31 protein-coding genes are annotated in these 26,666 nt (G+C 66.3%); 13 read left to right on the forward strand and 18 right to left on the reverse strand.

The genetic code is table 11. The annotated features are described in order from the left end of the window. Positions 1–7: 7 nt before the first annotated feature. Entirely contained in the window at positions 8–481 is a 474-nt protein-coding gene (locus C0J29_RS00515) for a DUF4262 domain-containing protein (RefSeq protein ID WP_120791188.1), read from the forward strand. A 10-nt stretch (positions 482–491) separates the two neighbouring features. Here C0J29_RS00515 and C0J29_RS00520 read toward each other — a convergent pair whose 3' ends face one another. Both C0J29_RS00520 and C0J29_RS00525 read right to left on the reverse strand, forming a co-directional pair. Beyond that, entirely contained in the window at positions 492–1,520 is a 1,029-nt protein-coding gene (locus C0J29_RS00520) for a fused (3R)-hydroxyacyl-ACP dehydratase subunits HadA/HadB (protein ID WP_120791189.1), read from the reverse strand. A gap of 85 nt (positions 1,521–1,605) precedes the next feature. Beyond that, positions 1,606–2,274 (reverse strand): DUF998 domain-containing protein, encoded by a 669-nt coding sequence (locus C0J29_RS00525; RefSeq protein WP_120794453.1) that lies wholly within the window; start codon positions 2,272–2,274, stop codon positions 1,606–1,608. 78 nt (positions 2,275–2,352) lie between these two features. Here C0J29_RS00525 and C0J29_RS00530 point away from each other — a divergent pair, with 78 nt between their 5' ends. Beyond that, the gene (locus C0J29_RS00530; protein WP_120791190.1) at positions 2,353–2,985 is read left to right on the forward strand and encodes a TetR/AcrR family transcriptional regulator; all 633 of its coding nucleotides are present in this window, start codon (positions 2,353–2,355) and stop codon (positions 2,983–2,985) included. Here C0J29_RS00530 and C0J29_RS00535 read toward each other — a convergent pair. Then, positions 2,967–3,611 (reverse strand): dihydrofolate reductase family protein, encoded by a 645-nt coding sequence (locus C0J29_RS00535; RefSeq protein ID WP_120791191.1) that lies wholly within the window; start codon positions 3,609–3,611, stop codon positions 2,967–2,969. The genes C0J29_RS00530 and C0J29_RS00535 overlap by 19 nt on opposite strands. A gap of 154 nt (positions 3,612–3,765) precedes the next feature. Between C0J29_RS00535 and C0J29_RS00540 the strand changes: the two genes are divergently transcribed. Together C0J29_RS00540 and C0J29_RS00545 are read left to right on the forward strand one after the other, a co-directional pair. Beyond that, a complete protein-coding gene (locus tag C0J29_RS00540; protein ID WP_065046010.1) occupies positions 3,766–4,581 on the forward strand; it encodes an SDR family NAD(P)-dependent oxidoreductase in 816 nt (271 codons plus the stop codon). Between the two features lie 32 nt (positions 4,582–4,613). Further along, complete coding sequence (locus tag C0J29_RS00545; protein WP_120791192.1) at positions 4,614–5,657, forward strand: glycoside hydrolase family 6 protein; 1,044 nt, start codon at positions 4,614–4,616, stop codon at positions 5,655–5,657. A gap of 98 nt (positions 5,658–5,755) precedes the next feature. On the opposite strand, the gene C0J29_RS00550 is transcribed toward C0J29_RS00545, so the two are convergent. The 4 genes from C0J29_RS00550 to C0J29_RS00565 all read right to left on the reverse strand — a co-directional run bounded on the left by C0J29_RS00550 (position 5,756) and on the right by C0J29_RS00565 (position 10,237). Continuing rightward, positions 5,756–7,114 (reverse strand): PE family protein, encoded by a 1,359-nt coding sequence (locus tag C0J29_RS00550; RefSeq protein ID WP_120791193.1) that lies wholly within the window; start codon positions 7,112–7,114, stop codon positions 5,756–5,758. Positions 7,115–7,218: 104 nt separating this feature from the next. After that, entirely contained in the window at positions 7,219–7,995 is a 777-nt protein-coding gene (locus C0J29_RS00555; RefSeq protein WP_120791194.1) for an SDR family NAD(P)-dependent oxidoreductase, read from the reverse strand. Beyond that, positions 7,992–9,548 (reverse strand): MFS transporter, encoded by a 1,557-nt coding sequence (locus C0J29_RS00560; protein WP_120791195.1) that lies wholly within the window; start codon positions 9,546–9,548, stop codon positions 7,992–7,994. The genes C0J29_RS00555 and C0J29_RS00560 overlap by 4 nt, the downstream gene beginning before the upstream one ends. Before the next feature lie 77 nt (positions 9,549–9,625). Continuing rightward, positions 9,626–10,237, reverse strand: coding sequence for a TetR/AcrR family transcriptional regulator (locus C0J29_RS00565; RefSeq protein ID WP_120791196.1), 612 nt, complete (start codon positions 10,235–10,237; stop codon positions 9,626–9,628). On the opposite strand from C0J29_RS00565, the gene C0J29_RS00570 reads away from it, so the two are divergent. After that, positions 10,184–10,771, forward strand: a complete 588-nt coding sequence (locus C0J29_RS00570; RefSeq protein WP_308494763.1) for a PaaI family thioesterase — start codon at positions 10,184–10,186, stop codon at positions 10,769–10,771. The genes C0J29_RS00565 and C0J29_RS00570 overlap by 54 nt on opposite strands. On the opposite strand, the gene C0J29_RS00575 is transcribed toward C0J29_RS00570, so the two are convergent. The 5 genes from C0J29_RS00575 to C0J29_RS00595 form a co-directional block, all read right to left on the reverse strand. Continuing rightward, entirely contained in the window at positions 10,751–11,305 is a 555-nt protein-coding gene (locus C0J29_RS00575) for a DUF2231 domain-containing protein (RefSeq protein ID WP_120791197.1), read from the reverse strand. The two genes, C0J29_RS00570 and C0J29_RS00575, sit on opposite strands and share 21 nt — an antisense overlap. A 41-nt stretch (positions 11,306–11,346) precedes the next feature. Beyond that, the gene (locus C0J29_RS00580; protein ID WP_120794455.1) at positions 11,347–12,228 is read right to left on the reverse strand and encodes an amidohydrolase family protein; all 882 of its coding nucleotides are present in this window, start codon (positions 12,226–12,228) and stop codon (positions 11,347–11,349) included. A gap of 71 nt (positions 12,229–12,299) precedes the next feature. Further along, positions 12,300–12,617 (reverse strand): protein UsfY, encoded by a 318-nt coding sequence (gene usfY, locus C0J29_RS00585; protein ID WP_120791198.1) that lies wholly within the window; start codon positions 12,615–12,617, stop codon positions 12,300–12,302. Positions 12,618–12,719: 102 nt separating this feature from the next. Next, positions 12,720–13,466 (reverse strand): 3-oxoacyl-ACP reductase family protein, encoded by a 747-nt coding sequence (locus C0J29_RS00590; protein WP_120791199.1) that lies wholly within the window; start codon positions 13,464–13,466, stop codon positions 12,720–12,722. Between the two features lie 109 nt (positions 13,467–13,575). Further along, on the reverse strand, positions 13,576–14,481 hold the full coding sequence (locus tag C0J29_RS00595; protein ID WP_120794456.1) for a LysR family transcriptional regulator: 906 nt from the start codon (positions 14,479–14,481) through the stop codon (positions 13,576–13,578). 134 nt (positions 14,482–14,615) lie between these two features. On the opposite strand from C0J29_RS00595, the gene C0J29_RS00600 reads away from it, so the two are divergent. Both C0J29_RS00600 and C0J29_RS00605 read left to right on the forward strand, forming a co-directional pair. Next, positions 14,616–15,086, forward strand: a complete 471-nt coding sequence (locus C0J29_RS00600; RefSeq protein WP_120791200.1) for a DIP1984 family protein — start codon at positions 14,616–14,618, stop codon at positions 15,084–15,086. 283 nt (positions 15,087–15,369) lie between these two features. Continuing rightward, positions 15,370–16,110 carry an SDR family NAD(P)-dependent oxidoreductase gene (locus tag C0J29_RS00605; protein ID WP_120791201.1) on the forward strand — a complete coding sequence of 247 codons (741 nt, stop codon included), beginning with the start codon at positions 15,370–15,372 and terminating at the stop codon, positions 16,108–16,110. A gap of 4 nt (positions 16,111–16,114) precedes the next feature. Here C0J29_RS00605 and C0J29_RS00610 read toward each other — a convergent pair whose 3' ends face one another. Further along, complete coding sequence (locus tag C0J29_RS00610; protein ID WP_120791202.1) at positions 16,115–16,777, reverse strand: LppU/SCO3897 family protein; 663 nt, start codon at positions 16,775–16,777, stop codon at positions 16,115–16,117. Positions 16,778–17,285: 508 nt separating this feature from the next. Next, on the reverse strand, positions 17,286–17,933 hold the full coding sequence (locus C0J29_RS00620; protein ID WP_065046000.1) for a hypothetical protein: 648 nt from the start codon (positions 17,931–17,933) through the stop codon (positions 17,286–17,288). 86 nt (positions 17,934–18,019) lie between these two features. On the opposite strand from C0J29_RS00620, the gene C0J29_RS00625 reads away from it, so the two are divergent. From C0J29_RS00625 to C0J29_RS00635, 3 genes are all read left to right on the forward strand, one after another. Further along, on the forward strand, positions 18,020–18,595 hold the full coding sequence (locus C0J29_RS00625) for a TetR/AcrR family transcriptional regulator (protein WP_065045999.1): 576 nt from the start codon (positions 18,020–18,022) through the stop codon (positions 18,593–18,595). Between the two features lie 97 nt (positions 18,596–18,692). Then, positions 18,693–20,138 carry an FAD-binding oxidoreductase gene (locus tag C0J29_RS00630; protein WP_065163986.1) on the forward strand — a complete coding sequence of 482 codons (1,446 nt, stop codon included), beginning with the start codon at positions 18,693–18,695 and terminating at the stop codon, positions 20,136–20,138. A gap of 63 nt (positions 20,139–20,201) precedes the next feature. Continuing rightward, positions 20,202–20,951: an enoyl-CoA hydratase gene (locus C0J29_RS00635; RefSeq protein WP_065163985.1), complete on the forward strand. Its 750-nt coding sequence runs from the start codon at positions 20,202–20,204 to the stop codon at positions 20,949–20,951. A 10-nt stretch (positions 20,952–20,961) separates the two neighbouring features. Here the strand turns inward: C0J29_RS00635 and C0J29_RS00640 are convergent, their stop codons facing one another. Further along, on the reverse strand, positions 20,962–21,363 hold the full coding sequence (locus C0J29_RS00640) for a YchJ family protein (RefSeq protein WP_120791204.1): 402 nt from the start codon (positions 21,361–21,363) through the stop codon (positions 20,962–20,964). A 48-nt stretch (positions 21,364–21,411) separates the two neighbouring features. Here C0J29_RS00640 and C0J29_RS00645 point away from each other — a divergent pair, with 48 nt between their 5' ends. From C0J29_RS00645 to C0J29_RS00655, 3 genes are read left to right on the forward strand one after another with little or no spacing between them, the layout of a single operon-like run. Then, the gene (locus C0J29_RS00645; RefSeq protein WP_120791205.1) at positions 21,412–22,170 is read left to right on the forward strand and encodes an SCO6745 family protein; all 759 of its coding nucleotides are present in this window, start codon (positions 21,412–21,414) and stop codon (positions 22,168–22,170) included. Then, positions 22,160–22,966 carry a COG4705 family protein gene (locus C0J29_RS00650; RefSeq protein WP_120791206.1) on the forward strand — a complete coding sequence of 269 codons (807 nt, stop codon included), beginning with the start codon at positions 22,160–22,162 and terminating at the stop codon, positions 22,964–22,966. Before C0J29_RS00645 ends, C0J29_RS00650 begins: the two co-directional genes overlap by 11 nt. A 20-nt stretch (positions 22,967–22,986) precedes the next feature. Next, positions 22,987–23,850 (forward strand): fructose bisphosphate aldolase, encoded by an 864-nt coding sequence (locus tag C0J29_RS00655; RefSeq protein WP_065046043.1) that lies wholly within the window; start codon positions 22,987–22,989, stop codon positions 23,848–23,850. A 222-nt stretch (positions 23,851–24,072) separates the two neighbouring features. Here the strand turns inward: C0J29_RS00655 and C0J29_RS00660 are convergent, their stop codons facing one another. Genes C0J29_RS00660 through C0J29_RS00670 form a run of 3 tightly spaced genes read right to left on the reverse strand, consistent with a single transcriptional unit; the run spans position 24,073 to position 26,562 of the window. Then, positions 24,073–24,909, reverse strand: a complete 837-nt coding sequence (locus C0J29_RS00660) for an enoyl-CoA hydratase/isomerase family protein (protein ID WP_120791207.1) — start codon at positions 24,907–24,909, stop codon at positions 24,073–24,075. A 14-nt stretch (positions 24,910–24,923) separates the two neighbouring features. Beyond that, a complete protein-coding gene (locus C0J29_RS00665) occupies positions 24,924–26,135 on the reverse strand; it encodes a thiolase family protein (RefSeq protein WP_065163979.1) in 1,212 nt (403 codons plus the stop codon). Positions 26,136–26,163: 28 nt separating this feature from the next. Continuing rightward, positions 26,164–26,562 carry a Zn-ribbon domain-containing OB-fold protein gene (locus C0J29_RS00670; protein ID WP_120794457.1) on the reverse strand — a complete coding sequence of 133 codons (399 nt, stop codon included), beginning with the start codon at positions 26,560–26,562 and terminating at the stop codon, positions 26,164–26,166. Positions 26,563–26,666 lie beyond the last annotated feature (104 nt).

Consider the following 26,666-nt stretch of genomic DNA (forward strand, 5'->3'; position numbering starts at 1 on the left):
TGCGGATATGTGCTGGCAGTGCGACCACCCCCATGCCACCGTCGATGACTACCTGGACGTGCTACGCACGATCATCGCGGATCACGGATGGGCGGTGCAGTTTGTCGAAGACGAATCACGACCCTTTGCCTACACGGTCGGCCTATCCCTGCGCGGGCTGCCCGAGCTGCTGATCACCGGTCTGCAGCCGCGCAAGTCGGCACACGTGCTGAACTCGGTCGCGCACTACATTGCCGACGACGGCATGGTGGTACAGCCGGCAGAGCGCATCGACTTGCAGGGCGAGTTACTGCTCGAAGTCGTCGAGGTCGATCACCCGGACGTGCACCTGACATTCGCGGTTCGGTTACGCGACGCGCCCATCCGCGCGTTTCAACTGGTCTGGACCGACGACCGCCGCCATTGGCCATGGGACCGCGGGTGGAGCCACGGCAGACGCCGTCAACCGGTCTTGGGCGTCCGCACCCCGCTGAGGGGGTGAGGCCGCGGCCCTAGCTGAACCGCACGTTCAACGTCGCCAAGCCGAAGATCTTCCGGCCGGCGGATTTCGCGCCGACGATGATGACGCCGGTGCGGGTGTCCGGGTCCAAAGACTTTATCCGGCCACTGAATTCGATGTCCGCACCGTCGATCGCCGAGACGATGGCGGGCTGGGACAGCCGCACCGCGAAGCGGGTCACCGCACCCGGGTCGCCGGTCCACGCGGAGGCGAATCCGGCGCCCAGGCCCATGGTGAGCATGCCGTGCGCGATCACGTCGGGCAGCCCGGCCGCCTTGGCGAGCGTCTCGTCCCAGTGAATCGGGTTGGCATCGCCGGCCACGCCGGCATAGTTCACCAGGTCGCCGCGGGACAGCCTGGTGTGGCGCACCGGCAGTTCGTCGCCGACCTTGAGCTCGTCGAACGATGGGGTGCCGGGCTTGCGCGCGCTGTCCTCGGCGATATGGACCTCACCCTCGGGACGCACCGTCTTCACGTAATCGGCGTCGGATTGATCGGTGTCGAGGATGTTGACGTCGTGCATCATCGCTTTCTGCACCGCGGCCTTGACCGCCGGATCGAAGTCCTCGGCGGTGATGCCGACAACCGTCGTGTGCAGGGTGTGCACCCGTTCCCCGGCTGTGTCGGTGTAGGTGTTCGTCACGGTGATCATGTCCCGTCCGGCGATCCTGCGCACTGACGTCAGTTCAACGTCGATGCTCAGCTCATCGCCGGCCACGATCGGACGGTGTTGCTCGAAGACCTCTTCGGTCTGCAGGTAGGTGTCATACCCGACGACAACCGATTCGAACATCCGTCGGTTGCAGGTCATGCCCGGAACCGACGTGAACGTCAGTGGGGCCACCAGACCCGAATAACCCAAGTCGGCGGCGGCATCGACATCCCAGTGAGCGGGGTGGTAGTCCTGCACCGCACGGGCGTACTCACGCACCTTCTCCCGGCCCACCTCGTAGGTGTAATCCATCTGGTAGTAGTGGCCGACCCGAGATTCCAGCGTCGATGCCTCTGCCGCGGTGGTCATGAATGTTCGCCCAACTGTTCTATCGGCTTGTTGGTCGAGGCCGACCCCAGCACACTATCGCGCCGGCTCCGGGCGAACTGCGCTGCTATTCGCGCCCGACGCTCCGGTACAGCTTGGCCGACACCGCCGACAGCCATGCCCAGGCCAGCACGACCGCCCCGGTGAAAGCCAGAATCGCCACCGTGCCGCCGGATCCGGAAGCCAGCGCGAGGAAGCTGCCGGCGAACACCAGACCGGTGATGCGCGAGAACCACGCCCATCGCAAACCGCCGGGTGTGCGGGCGAAGTACCCGGCGAGCACGAAGCACGCGGCAACCAGGCAGATGAAGCCGACGCCGGCGACGGCGAAGTGCGTCATCCCGTGCCAGCTCGGCTGCCCGATGCCGGACGGCGTGCCGGGCGGGAAGCCGTCCGACGGGTCGGCGCGGAAGCAACCGGCGACCATCAATGCGAGTCCGTAGCCGCCGAGCAGGCCGGCCGCCCAGGACGCGCGCCGTCCCGCGCCGAGCGCGCGTCTGATCCCGACCGCCGCCGCGATCGTCATTGCGCCGCTGACCAGAAACGTCGCGATCTGAATCCACCCGAGGTCGCCATTGGCGAGTTGGCTGGCGGCATGCCGGGTGGGGTCGTAGCCGTCGCGCGTCGCCGCCTGGACCGCCACCGACACCACATAGATCGGACCCGCGATCACGCCGTACCCGAGGAGAGACTTCGTGACGCGATCCACGAGAGGCGGGCAATCGGTACTGGTCACGGCGACCTCCATGTCACTATGAAACTAGACCGTACAGTACTCAAAACTAGACTGTCCAGTACTACACGAGAGGCCGGTATGACCGAACCGGTGGGCCGTTCGGCCCGTAAACGGATGAGCATCCTGACCGCCGGACAGGAGTTGTTTCTGGCCAGCGGCTATCACGGCACCAGCGTCGACGCCATCGCCGCGTCGGCCGCAGTGTCGAAACAGACGGTCTACAAGCACTTCGGCGACAAGCACGAATTGTTGATGGCCATCGTCGACGAGGTCCTGGAGACCACGGTGTCCGCGTTCCTGGAACGCGTGTCGCTGCTCGCGGATACCACCGATCTGGAACGAGATCTGACCGCACTGGCCGGCGACTATCTGCGCGCGGTCCTGCGGGAACCCGTGGTGCAACTGCGCAGATTGGTCGTCGGCGAGGCCAACCGCCTGCCCGAGCTGGCGGCGCTCTACTACGACCGCGCCCCGCGCCGGATGCTGTCGGCCTTCGCCGACTGCTTCACCAGGCTGGACCAGCGCGGACTGCTGCGAGTGCGCGGCGAACCAGACACTGCCGCAGAGCATTTCGCGTTCCTGGTGGTCGGCCGGTGCATCGACCAGGCGCTGTTCTGCGGCGGCCCCGCGGTGGAGTCCGCCCTCGACGTCGAGCACCAGGTCCAGGCCGCCGTGCGAGTGTTCCTGGACGGCTACCGACCCGAAGGCTGACCTTGGGCCGCACTCATGTCACCGGTCGCGGGCGTACCGTCCAACAGCCCGTAGCGCAGGTACACCGTGCCGGTAGGACTGGCCACCGGCGGCTCCAGGAGTCTCAGGTTCAGCGGTACTAAGCCTCCTTCGAAACCACCGTCGAAAACCTTCTTCCCGACGCCCAGCACGATCGGATGCACCCAGAGGTCGAGGCGGTCGAAGAGCTTCTCGCGCAGCAGGGTCTGCACCAGGTTCAGGCTGCCCACGACTTTGACGTGCTCGTGCCGGTCCTGGAGCTCGCGCACCGCTCCGGCCAGGTCGGGGCCCAGCTGGGTGGACCCGGCCCACGACAGGTCGCGCTGTCCGCGCGACGCCACGTACTTCGGGACACGGTTGAATAGCGCGGCGATCGGCCCGCCCTGTTGATGCGGCCAATACGCGGCGAAGATGTCGTACGTCCGCCGGCCGAGCAGTAGCGCGTCGGTGCCCTCGTAGGCGGCACCGATCTGAGCCTCGCTGATCGCATTCATCAGCGGTGCCTGCCACCCGCCGAACGGGAACCCGACCGGATCCTCGTCGGGACCGCCGGGTGCCTGTCCGACGAGATCGAGGGTGGAGAACAGCTCAATGTGGATGAGGCCCATGGCTTCTCCTGACAGGGGTCGACGTTCGCGGTCGCAAGGACAGACCGGTCGACGCGGCCAAACTCATCGCCTCGGTACGGCGACCGCGGCCGATGAGATAGAACGGTAAGAGCTACCCGATCGCTTCACCGAAGATGCCCAGAGGAGCTCAGTCATGGAATCCGTCCAGGGGAAGAACGTTCTCGTCACCGGCGCCGCCATGGGCCTCGGCAAGCTATTCGCCACGCAGGCCGTCAAAGAGCGCGCTGCTTCGGTGACCCTCTGGGACGCGAACGAGACCGCGCTGAAGGAAACCGCCACCGAGTTGGAGGCGTCCGGGGTCACCATCCACTACGACACGGTCGACGTCACCGCGCAGGACCGGGTCGCCGAGGCCGCGGCGCAGGTCCGCAGCACCGTCGGCACCATCCACGTGCTGTTCAACAACGCCGGCATCGTTCGTGGGAACGGCTACTTCTGGGAGAACGACCCGCGCGACTTCATGCTCACCGTCGAAGTGAACTCCATCGGGCCCATGCTGGTCGCCCGCGAGTTCTTGCCGGGGATGATCGAGGCCGGGACCGACTGCCGACTGGTCAACATCGCGTCGTCGGCCGGGCTGAACGCCATCCCCCGGATGGCCGCCTACGCCGCCTCCAAGTGGGCGGCCATCGGCTTCTCCGATTCGGTGCGGCTGGAACTCGAACAGGCCGGCCACGAGCGGGTCAAGGTCACCACCGTGTGCCCGACGTACATCAACACCGGCATGTTCGACGGCGCCAAAGGCATCCTGTTTACTCCGATGCTCGAGCAGGAGGACGTCGTCGCCGAGACGTGGAAGGCGATGCTGCAGGGCAGCCCATTCGTCGTCATCCCGTGGACGTCGAAGATGAACAAGGTGCTCAGTGCCGTGCTGCCGATCCGGCTGCGCGACTTCTACCTCCGGCGCGTCGGGGTCTACAACTCGATGGACGAGTTCAAGGGTCACTGACCGGTCCGGCTCATCGAGGGTCTCGCCGCGGATTGGCGATTATCACAATTCGGCATTATTTTACTGGCGTGACGTCAACAGCTGCAGGCGCAGTTTCTCGGTGGATCGCTCCTTTCCTCACGGTCGCGGCCGTCGCGGCCATGGGCCTGGCGGGCTCGACGCAGACCGCTCCCGCCCCGGCGATGCGTCTGGTCGATTCGTCAAACCCGTTGGCCGGACAGTCCTTCTACGTCGACCCGGCGTCGGCGGCGATGGGGGCGCACAACGCCAACCCGGGCAGTGCGCAGCTGACCGCCATCGCCAACACCCCGCAGGCCTACTGGCTGGACCAGGCCTTTCCGGCCGGGTCGGTCGGCGGGCGGGTCGCGTCGTATGCCGGCGCGGCGCAGGCTGCGGGCAGCATGCCGATCTTTGCCCTCTACGGAATCCCGCATCGCGACTGCGGCAGCTACGCATCCGGCGGGTTCGGGTCGGGCGCGGACTACCGGGCGTGGATCGACAGCATCTCGTCGGGGCTGGGCGGGTCGCCGGCGGCGATCATCGTCGAACCCGATGCCCTGGACATGGCCGACTGCCTGTCGGCCGACCAGCGCCAGGAACGCTTCGATCTGATCCGCTACGCGGTGGACACCCTGACCCGTGATCCCGCCGCCGCGGTGTACGTCGATGGGGGCCACTCGCGCTGGCTGAGCGCCGAAGAGATCGCCAACCGCCTCAACCAGGTCGGTGTCGGCCACGCCCGGGGATTCAGCCTCAACGTCTCCAACTTCTTCAGCACCGACGAGGAAACCGGCTACGGCGAAGCAATCTCCGGGATGACGGGCGGTGCGCACTACGTGATCGACACGTCGCGCAACGGCGTCGGACCGGCGCCGGACTCCGCGCTGAGTTGGTGCAACCCCTCCGGGCGCGCCCTGGGCACCCCGCCCACCACCGCGACCGCGGGCGGGCACGCGGACGCCTACCTGTGGGTCAAGCGTCCGGGTGAGTCCGACGGGTCGTGCAACGGCGGCGCTTCGGCGGGCCACTTCGTGAGCCAGTACGCGATCGATCTGGCCCAGAACGCCGGTCAGTAGGACGTTTCTTGCTCACGGCGCGCCGCCGTGTGCGTGGTGCCGACGGTCCAAATCCGTGGGCGCGACTCCTGGTCGCTGACGTCAAACGCGCTGACTACTCACGCAGGCGTCAGCCCCGGCGCCCCATTCGGGCCGACCAGCAGGTAAGCGCCGAATCCTCCGGGTGCGCCGATGCCCGGGGTGGCTCCGATGCCGCCGTTGCCGCCGTGGCCGCCGATGCCGAACAGGATGCCGCCGTATCCGCCCTGGCCGCCGTTGCCGCCGACCGCGAGGTTGGCTGCGCCGAAGCCGTTGCCGCCGTGGCCGCCGAGGCCGAAGAGGATGCCGCCGAGGCCACCCAATCCGCCCACCCCACCGATGCCGCCGGCACCCGCGACACCACCATCACCCCCGGCGCCGCCCACACCGAAGAAGGCGCCGCCGTCGCCCCCGTATCCACCGGGACCGCCGTGGCCGCCCACCGAACCTCCGCCGACGCCACCGGCGCCGCCGAACCCGAGCCACTGCCCGGCGCCGCTGCCACCCTGGCCGCCCTGGCCGCCGGTGGTCACGCCCGCGGCGTCCCCACCCGCACCGCCGGCGGCACCGGTGCTGATCAGGTTGAACAAGATGTTGCCGCTGCCGCCCGTACCGCCCAAGCCCGGGACGCCGCCGTTGAACGGCGTGGCCCCACCGGCGCCACCGGTACCGCCGGCGCCGTAGAGCAGGCCGAGGGCGTCACCGCCGTAGCCGCCCCAGCCGGCGACGAAGCCTCGCCCGCCGGCCCCACCCACGCCGCCGTTACCGAGCAGGAACCCCCCGCTACCACCGTTGCCGCCGTCGCCGGCGACCCCGGTACCGCCCGCGCCGCCCACACCGCCGGCGCCGCCGTTGCCGAACAGACCGACGGCGTTGCCGCCGCTACCACCGAAGCCGGCAAAGCCATTGGGGACGGCGCCGCCGGTTCCGCCCCGGCCACCGTTGCCGAACAAGAACCCGCCGTCGCCGCCGCGGCCGCCGTTCTGGCCGGCCGCTCCCGACCCGCCGTTGCCGCCGTTTCCCCAGAGCAATCCGCCGTTCTGGCCACGCGAACCGGTTCCGTCGACACCGTTGCTGCCGTCGCCGATCAGCGGCCGTCCCAGCAACGTTTCCGTGACCCCATTCACCTGATCGATCAGATTCTGCAGCGGGTTGGCGCTGGCCGCCTCGGCACTGGCATAGGAGCCCGCACCCGCGGTGAGCAGCTGCACGAACTGCTGATGGAATTCCGCCGCCTCGGCGCTGACCGCTTGGTAGGCCCGAGCGTGCTGGCTGAACACCGCGGCGACGGCCGCCGAGACCTCGTCGCCGCCTGCGGCCAGTAACGCCGACGTCGGGCCTGCCGCCGCACCGTTGGCCACGCCGATCGAGGACGCGACATTGCCCAGGTTCGAGGCCGCCGCCGCCAACAAGTCTGGAACCACAGTGACAAAGGACATGTCGACCTCCGAACCGGCGCGGTCACCTCCCGAGGGTCACCGCCTGTCAGAAAATCGTATGGCCGTCCGGCGCAAAATTCCGCGCCAAATACTCGCGCAGATTCTCAGGGTCGCATTGACGCCATGACTCGGCCCAGGATGATCGATCTGTAACGGCGGGGAAGCATCTTGAGGGACGCCGTCAGGAACTTCGCCTGCCCTCCCGGCACCACGGTCACCCGTCGTCCAAGCGAAGACCACATCGCCTTGGCCACCACCTCGGGTGCGGCAGCGGACTTCATCGTCAAGCCCGCACGTGCCGCGAAGCCGGTGTGTACCGGTCCGGGCGCAACCGACAGCACGTCGACGCCGCGCGGCTTGAGTTCCCGGTGCAGGCCCTCGGCAAGGTTCTGAACGTACGCCTTGGTTGCCGCGTAGTTCGCCTGGCCGGGCACGCCCTGCCAGCCGAGGATGGAGCCGAACAATACGATGCCGCCGCGTCGCCGTGCGGTCATCCGGGCGGCGAACGACTGGGTGAGCTGTGCGACGGCAGTGATGTTGACAGCGATCATTTCCAGTTCGTCCGCCGTCGCCGTGGCGGTGAATGGCCCGGTGGTCCCGAATCCGGCCGCCAACACCGCCAGGCCGACGTCCATCCCATCGGTTGCGTCCAAAAGTGCTGCCACGCCGGTTGTTTGACCAAGATCTACGGCGACCACCTGGGTCTTGACCCCGTAAGACCGCTCCAGCTCACCGGCCAGCTCCTGCAGCTTAGCCTCACTGCGGGCGGCTAGCACGGCGTCGAAGCCCTCTGCCGCAACGTGTTTGGCGATGGCGCGACCGATCCCGTCGCTGGCGCCGGTGATCACCGCCCATGGACCGTACCGCTCGCGCTTGTTCATGCCCGGTTCCCGACCGGGTGCGCGGGCAGTACGGCGAGCACGAAGAGAGCTCCGGCCAGGCAGACGGCCGCGGCGGTCAGGCAGCCGGCAGTCATGCCAGACAAGAACGCATCGCTGACGGCGACCCGCACGCTGCCGGCTATCGCGGCGGGAGACTGGCCCGCGACGGCCAAGCCCTGCGCCAGACCCTCCTGCGCCACCGATCGTGCCGGTTGCGGCAATCCTTGCAGCGCTTGGCTTTCGGTGAGATGACGGATGTAGAGCGTGGAGAAGACGCTGCCGATGACCGCCACACCGAGGGTGCCGCCCACCTGACGGGTGGCGTCATTGACGGCCGATCCGGCGCCGGCCTGTTCCGGACGCACCACGCCCATGATGGAGTCGGTGGCCGGTGCCGTGGTCAGGCCCAAGCCGCCGCCCAAAAGCACCATCTGCGCGGCCATCTCGAGGTAACTGATGCTGAGATCAGAGGTGCTGATCCAGGCGAAGGACGTGGCCATCATCAGCAGTCCGACGAACACAACGGCTTTGGTGCCGATCCTGCTGACGGCCAGCCTGGTGCCGAGTATCGATCCGATGGCGATCGAAATCGCGACCGGCAGAATGCGCACGCCGGTGCCCAGCGGACCGAATCCCTGCAGCTGCTGCATGAACTGGGTGATCAGGAAGATGAACCCGAACAGGGCGAAGAACGCCACGGTGACGGCCCCGCTGGCTGCGCTGAACCGCAGGTTGGTGAACAGGGTGACGTCGATGAGCGGATCGCGCTGCCTGCGCTCCCACAGCGCGAAGCCGATTCCGGCCGCGAGCGCGAAGGCGAAGCCGCCCAGGGTCCGTGCCGAGCTCCAACCCTGTTCCGGCGCTTCGATAATGGTGTAGACCAAGGCGCCCAGCATTGCTACGGAGAGCACCAGTCCGCCGCGGTCGAGGCGCGACCCCGGGTCAGGGGTCGATGCGGGGATGACCGCGGGCGCCGCGAGAGCTGCCGCGAGGGCGATGGGCGCCAGCGCCAGGAAGAGGCTGCCCCACCAGAACACCTCGAGCAGCGCGCCGCCGAGGATCGGGCCGATCGCCACCCCCAGGCCGGTGACGGCGCCCCACAGACCGATCGCGACTGCCCGCTGACGGGCCTCTCGGAACGTGTCGGTGATGATGGCCAGCGTGGTCGGATAGATCAGCGCCGAAGCCACTCCCATCGCCACCCGCATCGCGATCAGGGATCCGGTCGTGGTGCACAGTGCGGCGCCCGTGCTACTCAGTGCAAAGAGGACGAGCCCGGCGATCAAAGTCCCGCGGCGCCCGAACTTGTCCCCGATGGTGCCACCGGCCAGCACCAGCGCGGCGAAGGCGAGATTGTAAGCGTCGACGATCCACTGCAGGCCGCGCGTCGACGCGCCGAGTGCCGAATTGAGCGTCGGCAGTGCGACATTGACGATAGTGGTCTCCACATTGATCGCCAGGGAGGCGACCAGGACGACAGCCAGGACGGCAGCGGGACGGACCCGCGCCGACGGCGACTCAAGATGGGAACGGTCTGGGGCGTCGATGGTCATCGCGGATCCGCCTTATGTTGACAGCAGTAACATCGGCAAGCATGGCAGTAGAAGTTATCGCTGTCAACATCTCCGCTCTAGCGGATGCCTTCTTGAATAACGTCGAGCAGGCGATCGGTGATCAACTGCTTGCGGTCGGCGGCCGCCCCGGCCAGGGGTCCGTCGAGGTACAGCGTCGAAAGCCCGTGCACGGCCGCCCAGGCGGCTTCGTCGAGTCCGTCCCGGCGACTCGGGGTGAGTACTCCGGTGGTGACGAGATCGTCGATGCAGCCGCTGAGTATGTAAAACGGATGACGGTCCGGTGCGACGACCGGGTCGGTCTGCTGCGGCCCGCTGGGGGCGAAAGCCGTTCGGAACAAGCCAGGTTCGGCGAGGGCGAAGTCGATGTACGCCTGCCCCGTGGCTCGCAACCGGCCGACGGCGCGACGATTGCGCGGGCCGCGATTGGGAACGGCGGCAATCGACTCAATCATCGCCTCGCCCAACATCGTCATCGCGTAGACCTGTACCGCACCCAGCAGTGCCTGTCGGTCCGCGTAGTGGCGATAGGCCGCGGCGTTACTCACACCCGCCGCGCGCTGCACGTCGCGCAGTACCACCGCGTCCGGACCGCCGGCCCGGGCCAGGGCCACGGCGTGATCCAGCAGCGCCTGCCGCAGGTTGCCGTGGTGGTAGGAGCCGGTCGCCATGTTGACAAGTTTTACATCTGCAGCCGAAAAGACAGTAGTGCGAGAACGGCGTTCTTCGGCCGGTGTGCGACGATCGACGACGTGACCGACCAACTCGTCGAGATGATGAACAACGCCCTGTCATCGACTATTCCGATCGCCGACCACATGGGCGTGCAGGTCGTCGAGGCTCGTCGCGGCTTCGCGGCCGCCACGGTGCCGGTTGAGGGCAACGGCAATCACTTCGGCGTGATTTACGCCGGCGTGCAGTTCACCGTCGCCGAAGTATTGGGCGGCATCATCGCTTTGTCGACGTTCGATGCCGGCAAGTACTTCCCTCTGGTGAAGAACGTCGACATCGCTTTCCGGGCGATGGCGACCACGCCGTTACGCGCGGAGGCGAGCATGGATGACGAGACAATTGCCCGCGTGGAAGCCGAGGCGGCGGCGCAAGGCAAGTCCGACTATGTGCTGGATGCGGTCGTCACTGACGCAAACGGCACTGTTGTCGCGACCACGCACGGTCTGTATCAGCTACGCGCTCAACGGAATTGATGTTGTCCGGCGCAGGGGCTGCCAGCGGAACATGCCCGCGCCCTGTGCGTAGGACAGATGACCGCCCAGCGCGCCGCCGAGGCTGAGGGCCGTCAAACCCAGCAGGGTCAACACCCTTGCCGACCGGTACCTTTCTTTCCGGTAAGCCCGGTAGGACAGCACGAACACGATCACGCCGACGACGTTGGATGCCACGTGTACGAGCCCGACGCGCTGCTGTCGGCGGTTGAGCGACGGGTAGTCCGCCCAGCCGGCCAGCACGGTCGGCGGTGTTGCAGCCAGGCCCACGGCGAGGAGCCGCCGGGCCGCGGTCACGTCGTCAAAGACGAAGCTGAGGACCGCTGAGGTCACCCAGCTGCCGATCGGCACGGTGACCAGCAGCGGGTGGACCGGGTGCCCGAGCCACGATCCGCGCAGGACATCGGCGCGGCGACCACGGCCGAGCAAACGCCCCGCCACGTGCGAGGCAGCCGCGGCCGGCGGATCGACTGCCTCGAGATCTTCGACGCGACTCAACAGGTCATGCAAGTTCATGGCACGTGTCTACCCGGTGGGGCGGCGTTGAATCCCGGAAGTTACCCGGACAGCTGGAACAGCTCAGCAGCGTTGTCGTGCAGCACCTTTCGCATCCATACTTCGTCCACACCCGGTAGCCGGGTCAGGACGCGCAGGGCCTCGACGAAGCCGTAGGGGATGTTGGGGAAGTCGCTGCCGAACAGGATCCGGTCAGCGTGGCCCAGAAGCCGCCCGTATTCGGACACCGGGAACGGCATTGTTTCCTCTACGAACGGCGTGAAGGCCATGGTGGTGTCGAATCGCACCTCCGCATACCGGTCGGCCAGGTCGAGGAACTCGCTGTACTCGGGCATGCCCATGTGGGCGACGATCAAACGCAGCCGAGGGTGGCGCTGCAGCAGCGCCGTCACGGGGCCGGGACCGGTGTATTCTCCTGGGGCGGGACCGGATCCGCAGTGCATCACAACCGGAATGGCCGCGTCTTCGATGACATCCCACGCCTTGTCGAGCAGTGGGTCGGTGGGGTCGTACCGGCCGACCTGGATGTGCGCCTTGAACACCCGGGTGCCTTGGTCGACGGCATGCCGGACATAAGTCTCGACGCCGGACTCGGGATACAGCGTCGCCGTGTGCAGGCAGTCCGGCGTGGTGGCGGCAAAGTTCGCAGCCCACTCATTGAGCCAGGCCGCCATCTGCGGCTTGTGGGGATAGACCAGCGACGTGAATGCGCGCACCCCGAAACCACGCAGCTGCTCCAGGCGATGTTGTTCGTCGGTGCGGTAGGCGATCGGCCAGGGCCGTCCCACCAGCGGCCCGGCGTCGTCGAAGTACTTCCACACCTTGTCCATCACGGACTTCGGCATGAAGTGTGTGTGCACATCGACGATGCCGGGCAAGCCGAGCTGCTGCCAGATCCGGCGTACCGATTCAGTCTCATCCATCGAAGCCAGGATGGCAGGCACCCGGCTTCCTTGGACGAGAGGGGCGGACGTGAGCGGTGGACGAGAGGGGGCTACGCGACCGCGCTCAACGGCGGCCTACCGGATGGACCGGAATGCGCCGCGTGCCAATCGCGTTCGATGCGCATCACGCGGTGATGCTCCACTGCCAGCCACGCCAGGCCCCCGGCGATCGCCAGCACCGCGACCACGCCACACGTCGGCAACCACTCGTAGTGCTGGTAAGCGGCGGCCGCCACACCGGCGGCCAGGGCCAGGACACCGAGGACGATGGACGAGATACCCGGCCAGCTGTACCGGTCGATGAAGTACTCGCCGGTGTGCGGGCAGGTGGTGCGGAAATGGTCGGTCGGATCTTTGGTGCTGCACATGTTTGCCTCCTCGATTGGGCTAGTTCGAAGAGGTACTCACCGCGGCACCGTCAGCCATCCCCCCGGCGAGTGATCCCACGGGTGGCGCAGAACTCCCCCCGGTCAGGCCGTGACACCGCCGTCGACGTTGATGTTCGCGCCGGTGATGTATCCGGCTTCCGGGCCGGCCAGGAAGCTGACCATGGCGGCGACGTCACCGGTGTGCCCGTACCGTCCCAGTGCGGAGAGCCGTTTCAGTGACTCGGCGAAGTCTCCTTCGTCGGGGTTCAGGTCGGTGTCGATCGGACCCGGCTGCACGTTGTTGACGGTGATTCCGCGCGGGCCGAGTTCCCGGGCCAGGCCGCGGGTGAACGATGACACCGCGCCCTTGGTGAGTGCATATACCGACTGGCCGGGCATCGGCACCCAGTCGGCATTGATGCTGCCGATGTTGATGATTCGGCCGCCCTCGCCGAGATGCCCGACGGCGCTGCGGACCGCCCAGTACACGCCCCCGACGTTGACGGCCACCGAGCGCTCGAACTGCTCCGCCGGAAATTCGTCGATCGGCGCCATGAAGGCCGTGCCGGCATTGTTCACCAGGACATCCAATCCGCCGATTTCAGCGACGGTCCGGTCGACGGCGGCGGCAATCTGCGCCGGGTCGGCGGCGTCGGCCTGGATCGCCACCGCTTTGCCGCCGTTCGCGGCGACTTCGGCGACGAGCTTGTCGGCGTCGGCCGACGAGGACGCGTAGGTGAAGGCGACGGCGGCACCGTCGGAAGCCAGTCGCCGTACGATCTCGGCGCCGATGCCGCGCGAGCCGCCGGTGACCAGTGCGCGCCTGCCGTCCAATGGTGTTGTGCTCATCTCGTTAGACCTTCCCCTGCTGTCTTTGGAACTGCTTGCTGGCTTTGGAACTGCGCTTACGCAACGGTCAAGGCTCCGCGCGCCGGATACATTCCCGCCATGACGGGTGTCACTGGCGGCTGTGGCCCGCAAGCGGCGCCGCCGCGAGCAAGGTGTCCGCAAGTCGCGCGGACGCCGGCGTCATCTGGCCGGCGGGCGGAGAGGCGAGGAACACCTGCCAGACCACCGGGTCGCTCAGCGTGACGGATCGCAACGCGGGAAAGCGACGGGCCTCGGACTCGGGCATGAACGTGGTGCCCAGTCCATTGGCCACCAGATCCGCGATATCGGCGAATCCCGCGGGCACTTCGTAGAACGTTCGCGGCGAGACGCCGGCCGCGTGGAAAGCGTCATCGATCAATCGGCGCAATCCGAACTCCGGCGGGTAACTGATGAGTTCCTCACCGGCAACGTCGGCCAGCTGCAGCCTCTTCCGCCGGGCCATCGCGTGGTCGTCCCGGCACACGAAAACCATTGGCTCCTCGAATAATAACCGCATGTCGAGTTGGGGAGGAAATCGATTGGGTACCGATACCAGCGCCAGGTCGAGCGAGCCGTCCAGCAGCGCCGACAGGTAGGCCGACGCACCGGACTGGCTGAGCCGCAGCCGAAGTCGTACGAACGGGTTCGCGCTGTGGAAGTCGCCCAATGCGCGAGCCACGTCCATCGGGCCGAATGAAATCAGGGAGCCGAACTCGACTGTGCCGGAGAGTGATCCGCGAAACTCACTGACGGAGTCGGCCGCCGTGCGCGCGACACGCAACACGTCGTTGGCATGAACGCGGAATCGTTCACCGGCCGCGGTGAGCTGAATCTGCTGACGGGAACGGTCGAAAAGCTGGACCTGCAATTCGCGCTCCAGCTTGGCGACCGCGGTCGACAGCGCCGACTGAACGACGTGGACGCGCTCGGCGGCCCGGGTGAAGCTGAGTTCGCCGGCCACCGCGACGAAGTACTCGATCTGACGCAACTCCATGCCCTCGACCATATCGATGTACGAGATTCAATCAAGTGCTATCGATCTAATGGGCCGATAGAACTTCGGTGCCCATTATTGGATCCCGGTGTACCTAGACTCCGAAGAAAGCCGTTCCGAAGGGGTTGAGAACCATGATGTTGGCGGAAGCCTTGGCATTACGGGCAGATTCGGTGCGACGCGTCGAGCAACTGCGCGCCCGCATCGCGGGCAGCGCGCGCTTCCAGGAAGGGGAGGAGCCCGCCGAGGACGCCGCCGCGTTGCTGGCCGAAGCGGGTCAGGTGCTCGATGAGTTCGAGACATTGATCCGGCGGATCAATCACACCAATGCGGTCACCGCATTGGGTGCGGACGGCACCTTGACCGACGCGCTGGCCCGCAGGGACGCCCTGCGCCTGCGTCACTCGCTGCTCACCACCTCGGCAGACGCCGCCGCCGGAAAGAATCAGCCGGGCTACGCGCGCCAGCTGCGTTCAGAGCTGAAGATGTTGTCCGCCTTGCCCGTTGCGGAGTTGCGGTCGCGCGCCGACGAAATCGCCCGGCAGTTGCGCGAACTCGACGTGCGGATTCAACGCGCCAACTGGGAGGTGGAACTGCTGGACTGACGGATCGAGGTGGCGTAGGTAGTCGACGCGAAAGCGTGCACACCACCCACCGGCGGCCAGCCGCCGGTCTTGGCGCACGATGGGCAGTGCGGGGGTTCAACTCCCTCGTTTACAACGCAGCCCAGCATCGTGCACAAGTGACAGGGAACAGCGCACAGCACACCACCACGTGCAGGTTCGCGGCGACGAGGGCGGGCACGGGGTTATGCCACCTCACCATCCGCCCGACCGCCCAGAGATGACCTAGCGTGCATCTAGGATCTCGGTAGTCGAAAGGTGGTCAATGGCAACATTTGAGGGCAAGGTCGCCTTCGTAACGGGGGCATCGTCGGGCTTGGGAGCGGAAACCGCGCGGTTGTTTTCCCGCATGGGTGCAACGGTTTTCGGCGTCGCACGGGACGAAGCAAAGCTCGCGGGGGTGTTCGGCGATATCGCCGGGGGTGCGGCGATGCCGGTCGACGTTACGGACCCGAGTGCCTGCCGCACCGCCGTCGCGCAGTGCGTCGCGCAGTTCGGCGGCGTCGATGTGCTGGTCAATATCGCCGGGCACCACCAGATGCGCCGCACCGAGACGATGAGCGACGACGACTGGGCGCAAGACCTGGCAGTCAATCTCAGCGGCCCCTTCTATTTGTGTCGCGCCGCGCTGCCGCACCTGCTGGAGCGCGGTGGCAACATCGTCAACGTTGCCTCCATCGCCGGTGTCGAAGGCCAGGCCTACTCCGCCGGTTATTGCTCGGCCAAACACGGACTGATCGGGCTGACCCGCGCACTGGCTGTCGAGTACACGGCAGATCGCTTGCGCGTCAACGCAATCTGCCCGGGCGGCATGTTGACTCCGCAGATCGAGCAGTTCAGCGCACCGGAAAACCCGAACTACAATTTGATCCTGCGCTCGGCCGCACCGCGCGGAATGATGCAGCCACTCGATGTCGCCAACGTCATCGCCTTCCTGGCCGGCGATGATGCCGCCGCCGTCCATGGTGCGGTGTACCGGGTCGACAACGGCAAGGGTGCCGGCTAACTGGCTATCCGCTGCGCTCGAGGACGTCCATGCAGTAGGTCAGCGGCGGCTCCGGGAAATTGACCGCCTGTTGTTCCCCGGCGCACAGACCCGGGTCGTTCACGCCATCGCGCCGGACGGCTACCCGGAAGGTCGGGTCGCTGGACAACACCCCCGGCTTGCAGGCCGTCGGTGCGAACATGTGTGAAATGAGCGCCTGGTGATAGCAACTGCCGATGGTCAGATTGTCTTCAAGACACAAGCCGCTGCCACCACCTTCCAGAGTCCCGTAGTTGTCGTTCGGACAATTCTTGGAACCCTTGTACTTCTTGGCGACCTTGGACAGAGCCGATGGCGACGAGCAGGGTTCTTCCTGGACATCGCTCGGCTTGACCATGATTCCCGCTTTCGCGAGGTTCAGGCAGGTGCCGATCGGGTAATCGAAGCCACTGCTGCTGGCCGGGCGGTCAATGTGACGGTGCAGCACCAAATTCAGCCCGACCTTCGCGGCGATCACCAGCACGACGGCCCCAAGCGCGGCGCCGATCCGCTTGCCGACCGAGCTTTTCTTCGGCGCCGGTGCAGGAGGCGGTGGTGGTGGTGCCGCATACTGCGGACCCGGCGGCAGGTAGCCACCGGGCGGCGCATTCCATTGGTCACCTGGTGGAAAGTTGGCGTCGCCTGTCATCCATCAACTCCTTCAGCCCGAGTTGACGAGCGTTGGAACCTGCGCAAAACCGCCCGTCGGGATGGAGCCTAATCGGCCGAAAACCGGATATTCCGCGCAAATTTCAGGCTATCGCCGATAGAAGGTGTCGCCCTCGACGCTGATGGTCGACTGGTTCACCCAGACCACGTTGAAGTAAACCGGTGCGGGCCGGTATGTCTGGCTGCTCATGATTGTCAGGATTCCGCCCCGCGATGTCGGGTTCCATGCACAGGGTCCCGACGTCGTCGGTACTCCTGCCGCATTGGCCAGTGAGCACCCACTCTGGCTGACCAGCAGCTGTTCTGACCCCGTCGCCGTGGTCCAAAAACCAACCGGTGCAGCGGCTTCAGCGTGGGCGACGCCGGTTGACACGGCGAGCATGGCGGTGACCGCAGCCGCCGTTAAGGCGAAGTTCGTGGCGTGCACTTTCCGGCGATGCGACATCGTGTCTCCTTCAATAGAACTGACACGATGAGCGTCGCTGTGCCTACTTGACGGATCCTTGAACTTTCCTTGGATCTGACCCGCTCTGTGTTTCCAGTTGTGGCAGAAGGTGTTCGAGCTGGCCGACCTCTTCGATGTTGTGCCTCACCCAGGCCCGCACCATGTCGTCGGGAAAGCGTCTGCGCAGGACGCGGTTGATCGGAGCGAACAGTGCACTGCGCGCCCCGAGGTCGAGGACCGAAACGTAATGCGTCCCGTCGGAGCCCGCCGACCAGGTGTGCTCCAGCTGAATGACGATGACACCCGCCACCCGGGTCACCAAGCGGATACCTGTGTCGTCCAGCTTCTCGACGCGGTCGACGACGTCGACGGCGAACTCGGGAGCGGCGCCGAACGCCTCCACGATGCGAAACCGCGCGCCTTCGGCTGCGCCTCCGCCCGGCGCCGGCCGGGCCAGTTCCCAGTGGATGTGGTCGATCGGGTGCCAGGCGAGGTAGCGGTCGACGATCTCGCCGCCGTACGACATGGTTCCACCCAAGTGGGTGAACCAGTCGAGCACCATCGACGGGGTAGTGCCGGCCAGGGGTCGATGGTCGATGGTGACGCGGCGACGGTGGTGGGGACCGTTAGTGAATCGCACCGTGGCGGAATCGACCGTACGCAACGGGTAGAGGACCGGCCGAGCCTGCATGACTGCCTCCAAGATACGGTAACGTTTCTTGCAGCTACACTAAGTCGGAGCCCTAAGAAACGCAACCGTTTCTTGGAAGGAATGTGATGCGGCGACGCCACGGAGCAGAGCTGGACGCGGCGATCAGGCAGGCGGTACTGGAACTGGTCGGTGAGCGCGGCGTCACCGGGGTAACCATGGAGGCCGTTGCCGCCGCGGCCGGGACCAGCAAAGCGGTGCTGTACCGACGCTGGCCCGATGGCCGCGCGCTGCTGCGTGACACCCTGCTGCGGACCGCGGTCTCGGCAATCCCTCACCACGACACCGGCAGCTACCGCGGGGACATGCTGGCCATCCTCCGTGGATGGGCGGACCTCTTCACCGGGCCGCAGGCCGCCGTCATCCACGCGGGCATCGCCGCTGCCGCTAATGATCCCGAGTTCGCCGAGGCTTTCCGGACAGATGTGATCGGTTGGCGCAAGAAGGAGATGGCCGACTTGCTGGCCAGGGGGATCGCCCGCGGGGACGTGCGCGCCGACGTACCGGTGGAAATCGCACGTGAGCTGGGCCAGAGTGTGCTGTGGCACCGCCTGCTGGTTACCGGCGACCCCATCGATGACGAGCTGATCGCCCAGCTTGTCGACGAGGTGTTGGTACCTTTCGTCGCACCCCGGACGCCATGACGGTCCACCTGGGGCGGCGTCACGGTTAGGGCACATTTCAGCTGACACCTGCCCTGGCAACCGAATTGCCCCGGTTGCATACGCAACCATGCCCGATATGACCGAGCGCCGGGCACAGATCTCGCGGCAGACGTTTCTGCGAGGTGCCGCCGGCGCCCTGGCCGCCGGCGTGGTTTTCGGAACCGGCCGGGCCGTTGCCGATCCGGTCGCGTCCGGCTGGGAGGGTCTGTCCACCGCGCTCGGCGGGCAGGTCATCCAACCCAACAGTGCGCAGTTCGGGGCGGCCAAGCAGGTGTTCAACACCAACTACAGCGACTCGACGCCGGCCGCCGTCGTCACCCCGAAATCGGCGGCGGACGTGCAGAAGGCGATGGCGTTCGCCGCTGCCAACAAGCTCAAGGTCGCCCCGCGTAGTGGCGGGCACTCCTACACCGGCGCCTCGACGGCGAACGGAACCATGGTGCTGGATCTGCGTCAGCTTCCGGGCGACGTGAATTACGACGCGGCGACCGGGCTGGTGACGGTGACGCCGGCTACCGGGCTGTACGAGGTGCATCAGGCGTTGGCGGCTGCCGGCCGGGGCATCCCGACCGGGACGTGCCCGACGGTCGGCGCCGCGGGGCACGCGCTGGGCGGCGGGCTGGGCGCTCAGTCCCGGCATGCGGGCATGCTGTGTGACCAGCTGACGTCGGCGCAGGTGGTCCTCCCGGGCGGCCAGAGCGTCACCGCGTCCGCCTCGAGCAACCCGGACCTGTTCTGGGCGTTGCGCGGTGGCGGCGGGGGGAACTTCGGCGTCACCACCTCGTTGACCTTCGCCACCTTCCCCACCCAGGACGTCGATGCGGTGAACTTGAACTTTGCGCCGCAAGCGTTCCCGCAGGTCCTCGTCGGCTGGCAGAACTGGCTGCGCGGTGCGGACCGGAACAGTTGGGCGCTGGCCGACAGCACCACCGACGCGACTGGAACCCATTGTCGGATCCTCGCAACGTGCCCGGCGGGCTCGGGCAACAGTGTTGCGGCGGCGATCATTTCGGCCGTCGGCGTGCAACCGACCGGTACCGAGAACCACACCTTCAACTACCTGGACCTGGTGCGGTATCTGGCCGTCAACAATCTCAACCCGGCACCCGTCGGATATGTCGGTGGCTCAGACGTTTTCACGACGGTCACTCCAGCGGTCGCCCAGGGGATCGCCGCGGCGGTGGACGCGTTTCCCCGCAATGCCGGGCGCATGTTGGCGATCATGCATGCCCTGGACGGCGCCATGGCGACTGTTGCCCCGGGCGCCACCGCTTTTCCATGGCGTCGGCAGTCCGCGCTGGTGCAGTGGTACGTCGAAACGTCCGGCTCCCCGTCGGCCGCGACCAGTTGGCTGAGTACCGCACACCAAGCGGTGCAACAGTATTCGGTGGGCGGTTATGTGAACTACCTGGAGGCCAATCAGCCGGCGGGGCGATACTTCGGGCAGAATCTCTCCCGGCTGAGTTCCGTGCGTCAGAAGTATGATCCGGGCCGTGTCATGTTCTCCGGCTTGAACCTGTAGAGGAGAGATGTTGTCGGATAGGTGTTTTGACAATTGTGGTGGCGACGGCTGGGAGGCCGCGGCGTGATCGGACTCGAGCGGGACGGCGGTGTGCTGACGGTTCGAATACAGCGCCCGGAACGGCGCAACGCCCTCAACGCCGCGGTGATCGATGAACTCCGGGCGACCTTCGAAGGCGCCGCGGCGGAGGGCGTGAAGGCCATCGTCCTGACCGGCGCGGGCAGCGTCTTCTGTTCCGGAATGGACCTGTCGGGGGCGGCGGCCGCGTCGGCGGAGAACCTCATCGATGAACTGATGGACAAGGCCATCGCACTCAACGCAGCGATCGACCACACACCGGTGCCGGTGATCGCCGCCATCAACGGTCCGGTGATCGGGGCCGGCGTGCAACTGGCCATCATCTGCGACCTGCGCGTGGTGGATCCGAACGCGTATTTTCAACTGCCAGTAGCCAAATACGGGCTGGCGGCGGATACCTGGACGGTCCGGCGGCTCACCTCGCTGGTGGGTTACGGGCGCGCCCGCGCCATGCTGATGGCGGCTCAGAAACTTCCCGCCGACGAGGCGCTGTTGTGCGGAATGGCGAACCGGGTAGGCACCCTCGAGGATGCCCTGCAGTGGGCGCACGAGATCGCGGGACTGGCTCCGCTGTCGCTACAGCACGCCAAGCGGGTGCTCAACGACGACGGTGCCTGGGACACCGAGAGACCCGTCCATCAAGACATGTTCGAGGCGGCGTGGAAAAGCCAGGACGCCGTCGAGGCGCAGGTGGCCCGCTTTCAGAAGCGGTCACCGGTGTTTCAGGGTCGCTGATGCCCTGACGTCACTCCAGCTCGTCGCCGTCCAGATACAACCAGCGGCCCTTCTCCCGCGTGAATCGGCTGCGCTCGTGCAGGATGTGACGCGCGCCGTCGCGCACATACTGGGCGCGAAATTCGACCACCCCGCTGGTGTCGTCGTGCGCACCGGCGTCGGTGTCGACGATCTGCAGCCGACGCCACTCCACGTCGCGGTCCAGGTGCAGTCGCTTCGGTCGCGTGCGCGGATGCCAACTTGCCAGCAGGTAGTCGCCCTGTCCCAGCGCGAAGGCGCTGAAGCGTGAGCGCATCAGGGCCAGGGCAGTCTCGGCGGGCCGTTCACCGGTGTGCAGCGGTCGGCAGCAGTCGGCGTAGACGTCGCCCGATCCGCAGGGGCACCGCTCCCCGTCCGGTGCCTTGACGCCCATGAGGAGATTGTTTCAGGCTGAGAGACGCAACAGCGAAGGAGAATCGCGATGACCGACACCGGCATAGCCGAAGCCGTCCGTGCGGCGGGGGACCCGATCCAGCAGGCTGTGGCGGTATTCATGCTGCACCCGGAGACTTTCGCCGAGAGCATCGCGGCCGGCTACCAGAACCCACTGGCCGGGTATGTCGCCGGCCGTGGCGGGGTGCTCGGCGATGTCAGTGGCGACACGGTCAGCTCGGCGTTCGTCGTGTTCGAGCCGAAATCCCTCGGCGCGCTGTGGGAGGAAGGCGTCGCGGTGCGCGGAGCGGCCGGCGCCGCCCAACTGTATTGGCAACAGACCGCGGACTTCGGCCGCAGGTATCTGGCCGGGGCAACGGGGCTGGACCGCCTGTCGGAATTGGGAGAGAAGATCATTGCGGCGACGCCGGGTGCGGGGCTGCCGTTATATGCGGGCTGGCGCACCATGCCGCTGGCCGATGATGCGCCGGCGCGGGCGCTGCAAGTGATGTTCGTATTGCGCGAACTGCGGGCGGCCGTTCACTTCGAGGTCCTCACCAACTCCGGCATCACCCCCGTGCAAGCGCACATGCTCAACAAGGGCCGGGAGTACACGAAGATGTTCGCCTGGCCGGAGCCGTTCGACGACGGCTCCGACAAGAAGGACCGCTACGCCGAGGTCGAGGACGCGACCAACCGCCGCATGGCCGAGATTTTTACGGCCGCGCTCGACCAGGCCGAGGCAGCTGAACTCGCGCGCCTGAGCGCTGACGCGTTGGCCTCGATGAAAGGCAGTCTTGCGGGCTGAATCTCGTCCTCCCGACGAAACGTCCCCGGTATTCGCGAAAGTACCGGCGGTCACGGCGGGTTTCTGGGTCATCAAGATCCTGGCGACCACCCTGGGTGAGACCGGCGGTGACACCGTCACCATGACGCTGAACTGGGGCTATGTGGCCGGAGTGGTGCTGTTCGGCGCCACCTTGGTGGTCCTGGTCGCCGCGCAGATCCTGGCCGAACGTTTCCACGCGAGTTTGTACTGGGCGACGATCGTCGCGTCGACGACGTTCGGGACCACGTTGGCTGACTTCGCTGACCGATCGCTGGGTATCGGCTACACGGGCGGATCGTTGGTTCTCTTAGGTTGCCTGGTGGCCACTTTGGGGTTGTGGCGCTGGACGGAGGGCACCGTCTCGGTCAACACGGTTTCAACGCCGAAGGTCGAGGCCTTTTACTGGGCAACGATCACGTTCTCGCAGACGCTGGGCACCGCCCTCGGCGACTGGCTCGCCGACACCCGTGACTTCGGCTACGAACGTGGCGCACTGGTCTTCGGCGTGGCTCTCCTGATCGTCATGGCGCTGTATTTCTGGACCGGTATTTCGCGTGTCGCCCTGTTCTGGGTCGCATTCATTCTCACCAGGCCGTTGGGAGCAACCGTCGGCGACCTTCTCGACAAGCCGGTCGCCGAGGGCGGACTGGCCCTGAGCCGCCCACTGGCCTCGGCCGTGATCGCGGCGATTATGGTCGTTTTGGTGGTGGCCATTCCGCAACGCCCGGGACGTCACCCCGGCCAGGCGGAGCAGCACAAGGAGGGAGCGCAGTGAACCAAGAGCAACGCAACGCGATGGCGTCGCGGCCCGGCTTTATCGCCGCGCTGGATCAAAGCGGTGGAAGCAGCCCGAAAGCCCTGAAGCTGTACGGGATTTCAGAAGACGCGTACGACAGCGACGAGAAGATGTTCGACCTGATCCACCAGATGCGGGAACGCATCATGTCGAGTCCGAGCTTCTCCGGCGACCAGGTCCTGGCCACCATCCTTTTCGAGCAGACCATGGACCGAACCATCGAGGGTCAGGACACGGCGGCGTTCCTGTGGGAACGAAAGCGCGTCGTGCCGATCGTCAAAGTGGACCAGGGTCTCGCCGACGCCGAAAACGGCGTTCAGCTGATGAAGCCAATGACGAAGCTCGATTCCCTGTTGGGCCGGGCCGTCGAGCACGGGATCTTCGGCACCAAGATGCGCTCATTCATTCAAGAGCCGAACGACGAGGGAATCAAAGCGATCGTTGATCAACAGTTCGACTACGCCTACCGGATCCTCGAGCGCGGACTCATGCCGATCATCGAGCCCGAGGTGAGCATCAAGAGCCCCGACAAGCCCAAGGCCGACAGCCTGCTACTGGCGGCGTTGAGCGCGAAACTCGATGAGGTGCCCGGGGATTCGCAGGTGATGCTCAAGCTGACACTTCCCTCGGAAGACAACCTTTACGCGCCGCTGATCGAGCATCCTCGGGTGCTGCGCGTGGTGGCTCTGTCCGGCGGCTACAGCCTGGACGAGAGTTGCGAGATCCTCGCGCGCAACCACGGCCTCATTGCAAGCTTCTCGCGTGCCCTGACCGAAGGCCTGATGGTCGATCAGTCCGAGGCCGAATTCGACGCCAAGCTGGGTTCGAATATCGAACAGATCTATGCCGCGTCCGTGACTTAGCGCGGCCACCCGTGGTCGGGGTTCGACGTCCCCGACCTCAACCTCCCGTTGGGCGGGATTCTCGTTCCCAACACCGGTTACACGGCATCGTTGAGCGGCCTGCCGATCGTCGGATCTCTTACCGTCCCGGTCGCGGGCACGCCGCTCAGTGGCCTGGTACCCGGCTTGTACAACGCGGCCCAACTGCTCGCGTCGCAGATCGCTTAGCGAGTCCGAGGCGGCCTAGTGTCCTGAGTCATCAGCGGTCGCCACCACTTGCCTGCCCAGATCCAGTTCGACGCCCTCGGCTTGCTGCAATCCCCTCTCGAACAGGCTGTGGATGAGAGGTTTTGAGCCAGGACGGCCGGATGTCTCGAAGAACGCGGCCAGAGCGGGAGCAAACTCGGCATCATCGGGCAACGTCGGACCGTCAACGAATTGCTTCGTCCGCGCGATGGCGATCCGGTCGAACTGTGCGATCCGGCGAGCAAACGCGTCCACTTCGGCCTCGATATCGGCGTCGGGTATCACCCGGTTGACGTAGCCGTAATCCGCCGCCCTGGCCGCATCGAAATCATCTGCGCCCAAGAGGATCTCCAGTGCGCGTCCGCGACCTACCAGCCGCGCCAGGCGGGCCATCGGGCCACCACCGGGCACGGCGCCGATCCCGACCTCGAACTGTCCGAGAATCGCACGCTCCGAAGCGAATCGCATATCGGTGGCAAGCGCGAATTCGCTCCCGGCCCCCCGCGCGCGTCCGCGCAGCAGGCAGATGGTGGCGATGGGTAGCTTGCTCAGCCGGATCATGTTGTCAACGTAAGGGTGCAATCCGGTGGGGCCTGGCTGCATCGCTGCGACTCTGCTCTTGTCCGCCAGCAGATCCCAATGAGCCATGAAGAACTCGCGGTTGTCGCTACGGAAGACGATCACCCTCAGCTCAGCGTCGGCAGCGACGCGGTCGAGCAACCCGGCCAATTCTTCAATGGTGTCCGGGTCGATCAGGTTGACCGGTCCGTTGCTGAAGGTGACTCGCCAATACGCCTGCGACACAATGTCAATGGAGAACTGTTCGGTGGTCATGGCAATCCGTCCGGCTACACAGCCGATTTTTCCAGCACGTGCACGCCGCACGCCGAGCCCAATCCGATGACGTGGGCCAGACCCACCTTTGCGTTGTCGATCTGGCGGTCACCGGCCTCGCCGCGCAGGTGGTGGCAGATCTCCCAGATGTTGGCGATGCCGGTGGCCGCGATGGGGTGACCCTTGGACTGCAGCCCGCCGGACACGTTGACCGGTGTCGCCCCGTCGCGCCAGGTCGCGCCGGAGTTGAAAAAGTCTGCGGCGCCACCCTCTTCGCACAACATCAGATTGTCGTAGTGCACCAGTTCGGCGGTGGCGAAACAGTCGTGCAACTCGACCAGGTCCAGATCAGCCGGCCCGATGCCGGCCTGATCGTAGGCGGTCGCGGCGGCGTTGCGGGTCAGGGTGTTGACGTTGGGCAGCACCTGGCAGCCCTCCTCGTAGGGGTCGGTGGTCAGCACCGAGGCCGATACCTTCACCGCACGCCGACGTTGTTCCAGCGAAAGCGATTTCAATGTCTCGCCGTTGCACACGACCGCCGCCGCGGCACCGTCGCAGTTGGCCGAGCACATCGGGCGGGTATTCGGATAAGCGATCATCACGTCGTTCATGATCTGCTCGAGGGTGAACCTCTTCTGGTACGCCGCAAACGGATTGAGCGTCGAATGCGCATGGTTCTTCTCGCTGATCCGGGCGAACAACTCAAAGCTGGTGCCGCCGTACTTGTGTCCGTATTCGGTACCGATCTGGGCGAACACTCCCGGCATGGCCTCGGTGCCGATCCGCCCGTCGACGGGTGCGACCGCCCCGTAGCGGCCCTTCGGCGCCCAGACGTCGGCGTCGGCCTTCTTCTTGCCGCCGCCACCGAGTAGCCCGGCGCCCGAGAGCTTTTCGACGCCGACAGCCATTCCGTACGCGGCCTCGCCGGCTTTTACGGCCATGATCGCGGTGCGCAGCGCGGTGGCGCCGGTGGCGCAGGCATTCGCCACGTTGTACACCGGGATGCCGGTCTGGCCGATCTGTTTCTGCAGTTGCTGTCCGATGCCCGCGTTGGCGGCCATCAGGTTGCCCGCCGCGAGGACACCGATGTCGGCCATCGTCACGCCGGCATCGGACAACGCACCCATCGCGGCCTCGGCGGCCAGGTCGACGGTGTCGAGGTCGGGGTGCTTGCCGAACTTGGTCATTCGGATACCGAGGATCCAGATGTCGTCGCTGGCGCTCATCGTTGCTGCTCCTTCACGAATCGCTTCGTTATTCGGCGGGCTCGAAGCCGAAGCCGATCGCCTCGGTGCCTTCGGAGTCGGTACCGATCGGATAGGTGGCCAGTCGCACCTTCATCCCGTCGTGCACACCTTCGGGGGTGGGCTCGACATTGACGAGGTTGGCCCGGACCTGGGTGCCGTCGCAATCGACGACCGAGGCGACGAACGGGGTGGGGATCCCCGGCGCGGCGAAGGTGACGATGGTGAAGGTCCGTACCGTGCCCTCACTTGCGACCGGAACGGTGGTGAAGTCGGTCGCGAAGCACCCGGCGCACGCATTCCGGCGGTCGAAGAATCGGGCGCCGCAACGGGTGCACTGCTGCGCTACGAGGTGCGGGTCGCCGTCGTTGAGCACCAGATAGTCGACCAAGGGGATCTGTCCGGGCATCGGAACCTCCGTCACGTCGTCGGCCACCAAATCCTCGCACGTCCCGTCCCGAAAACCAGTTGACGACCCCCCGGTCAGGTGCGATGGTGGACCGCTGCTCACCC

Origin of the sequence: Mycobacterium paragordonae (assembly GCF_003614435.1) — a bacterium.
Classification (GTDB): domain Bacteria; phylum Actinomycetota; class Actinomycetes; order Mycobacteriales; family Mycobacteriaceae; genus Mycobacterium; species Mycobacterium paragordonae.

Coding starts and splice junctions, on each gene's coding strand:
- C0J29_RS00610 (WP_120791202.1), bottom strand. CDS start 16,777: ATGACAGGCGACGCCAACTTTCCACCAGGTGACCAATGGAATGCGCCG.
- C0J29_RS00535 (WP_120791191.1), bottom strand. CDS start 3,611: ATGGGCCTCATCCACATTGAGCTGTTCTCCACCCTCGATCTCGTCGGA.
- C0J29_RS00580 (WP_120794455.1), bottom strand. CDS start 12,228: ATGGATGAGACTGAATCGGTACGCCGGATCTGGCAGCAGCTCGGCTTG.
- C0J29_RS00620 (WP_065046000.1), bottom strand. CDS start 17,933: ATGCAGGCTCGGCCGGTCCTCTACCCGTTGCGTACGGTCGATTCCGCC.
- C0J29_RS00625 (WP_065045999.1), top strand. CDS start 18,020: ATGCGGCGACGCCACGGAGCAGAGCTGGACGCGGCGATCAGGCAGGCG.
- C0J29_RS00540 (WP_065046010.1), top strand. CDS start 3,766: ATGGAATCCGTCCAGGGGAAGAACGTTCTCGTCACCGGCGCCGCCATG.
- C0J29_RS00630 (WP_065163986.1), top strand. CDS start 18,693: ATGACCGAGCGCCGGGCACAGATCTCGCGGCAGACGTTTCTGCGAGGT.
- C0J29_RS00665 (WP_065163979.1), bottom strand. CDS start 26,135: ATGAGCGCCAGCGACGACATCTGGATCCTCGGTATCCGAATGACCAAG.
- C0J29_RS00660 (WP_120791207.1), bottom strand. CDS start 24,909: ATGACCACCGAACAGTTCTCCATTGACATTGTGTCGCAGGCGTATTGG.
- C0J29_RS00645 (WP_120791205.1), top strand. CDS start 21,412: ATGACCGACACCGGCATAGCCGAAGCCGTCCGTGCGGCGGGGGACCCG.
- C0J29_RS00530 (WP_120791190.1), top strand. CDS start 2,353: ATGACCGAACCGGTGGGCCGTTCGGCCCGTAAACGGATGAGCATCCTG.
- C0J29_RS00520 (WP_120791189.1), bottom strand. CDS start 1,520: ATGACCACCGCGGCAGAGGCATCGACGCTGGAATCTCGGGTCGGCCAC.
- C0J29_RS00670 (WP_120794457.1), bottom strand. CDS start 26,562: ATGCCCGGACAGATCCCCTTGGTCGACTATCTGGTGCTCAACGACGGC.
- C0J29_RS00560 (WP_120791195.1), bottom strand. CDS start 9,548: ATGACCATCGACGCCCCAGACCGTTCCCATCTTGAGTCGCCGTCGGCG.
- C0J29_RS00550 (WP_120791193.1), bottom strand. CDS start 7,114: ATGTCCTTTGTCACTGTGGTTCCAGACTTGTTGGCGGCGGCGGCCTCG.
- C0J29_RS00555 (WP_120791194.1), bottom strand. CDS start 7,995: ATGAACAAGCGCGAGCGGTACGGTCCATGGGCGGTGATCACCGGCGCC.
- C0J29_RS00515 (WP_120791188.1), top strand. CDS start 8: ATGTGCTGGCAGTGCGACCACCCCCATGCCACCGTCGATGACTACCTG.
- usfY (WP_120791198.1), bottom strand. CDS start 12,617: ATGTGCAGCACCAAAGATCCGACCGACCATTTCCGCACCACCTGCCCG.
- C0J29_RS00595 (WP_120794456.1), bottom strand. CDS start 14,481: ATGGAGTTGCGTCAGATCGAGTACTTCGTCGCGGTGGCCGGCGAACTC.
- C0J29_RS00590 (WP_120791199.1), bottom strand. CDS start 13,466: ATGAGCACAACACCATTGGACGGCAGGCGCGCACTGGTCACCGGCGGC.
- C0J29_RS00600 (WP_120791200.1), top strand. CDS start 14,616: ATGATGTTGGCGGAAGCCTTGGCATTACGGGCAGATTCGGTGCGACGC.
- C0J29_RS00605 (WP_120791201.1), top strand. CDS start 15,370: ATGGCAACATTTGAGGGCAAGGTCGCCTTCGTAACGGGGGCATCGTCG.
- C0J29_RS00565 (WP_120791196.1), bottom strand. CDS start 10,237: ATGGCGACCGGCTCCTACCACCACGGCAACCTGCGGCAGGCGCTGCTG.
- C0J29_RS00655 (WP_065046043.1), top strand. CDS start 22,987: ATGGCGTCGCGGCCCGGCTTTATCGCCGCGCTGGATCAAAGCGGTGGA.
- C0J29_RS00575 (WP_120791197.1), bottom strand. CDS start 11,305: ATGAACTTGCATGACCTGTTGAGTCGCGTCGAAGATCTCGAGGCAGTC.
- C0J29_RS00640 (WP_120791204.1), bottom strand. CDS start 21,363: ATGGGCGTCAAGGCACCGGACGGGGAGCGGTGCCCCTGCGGATCGGGC.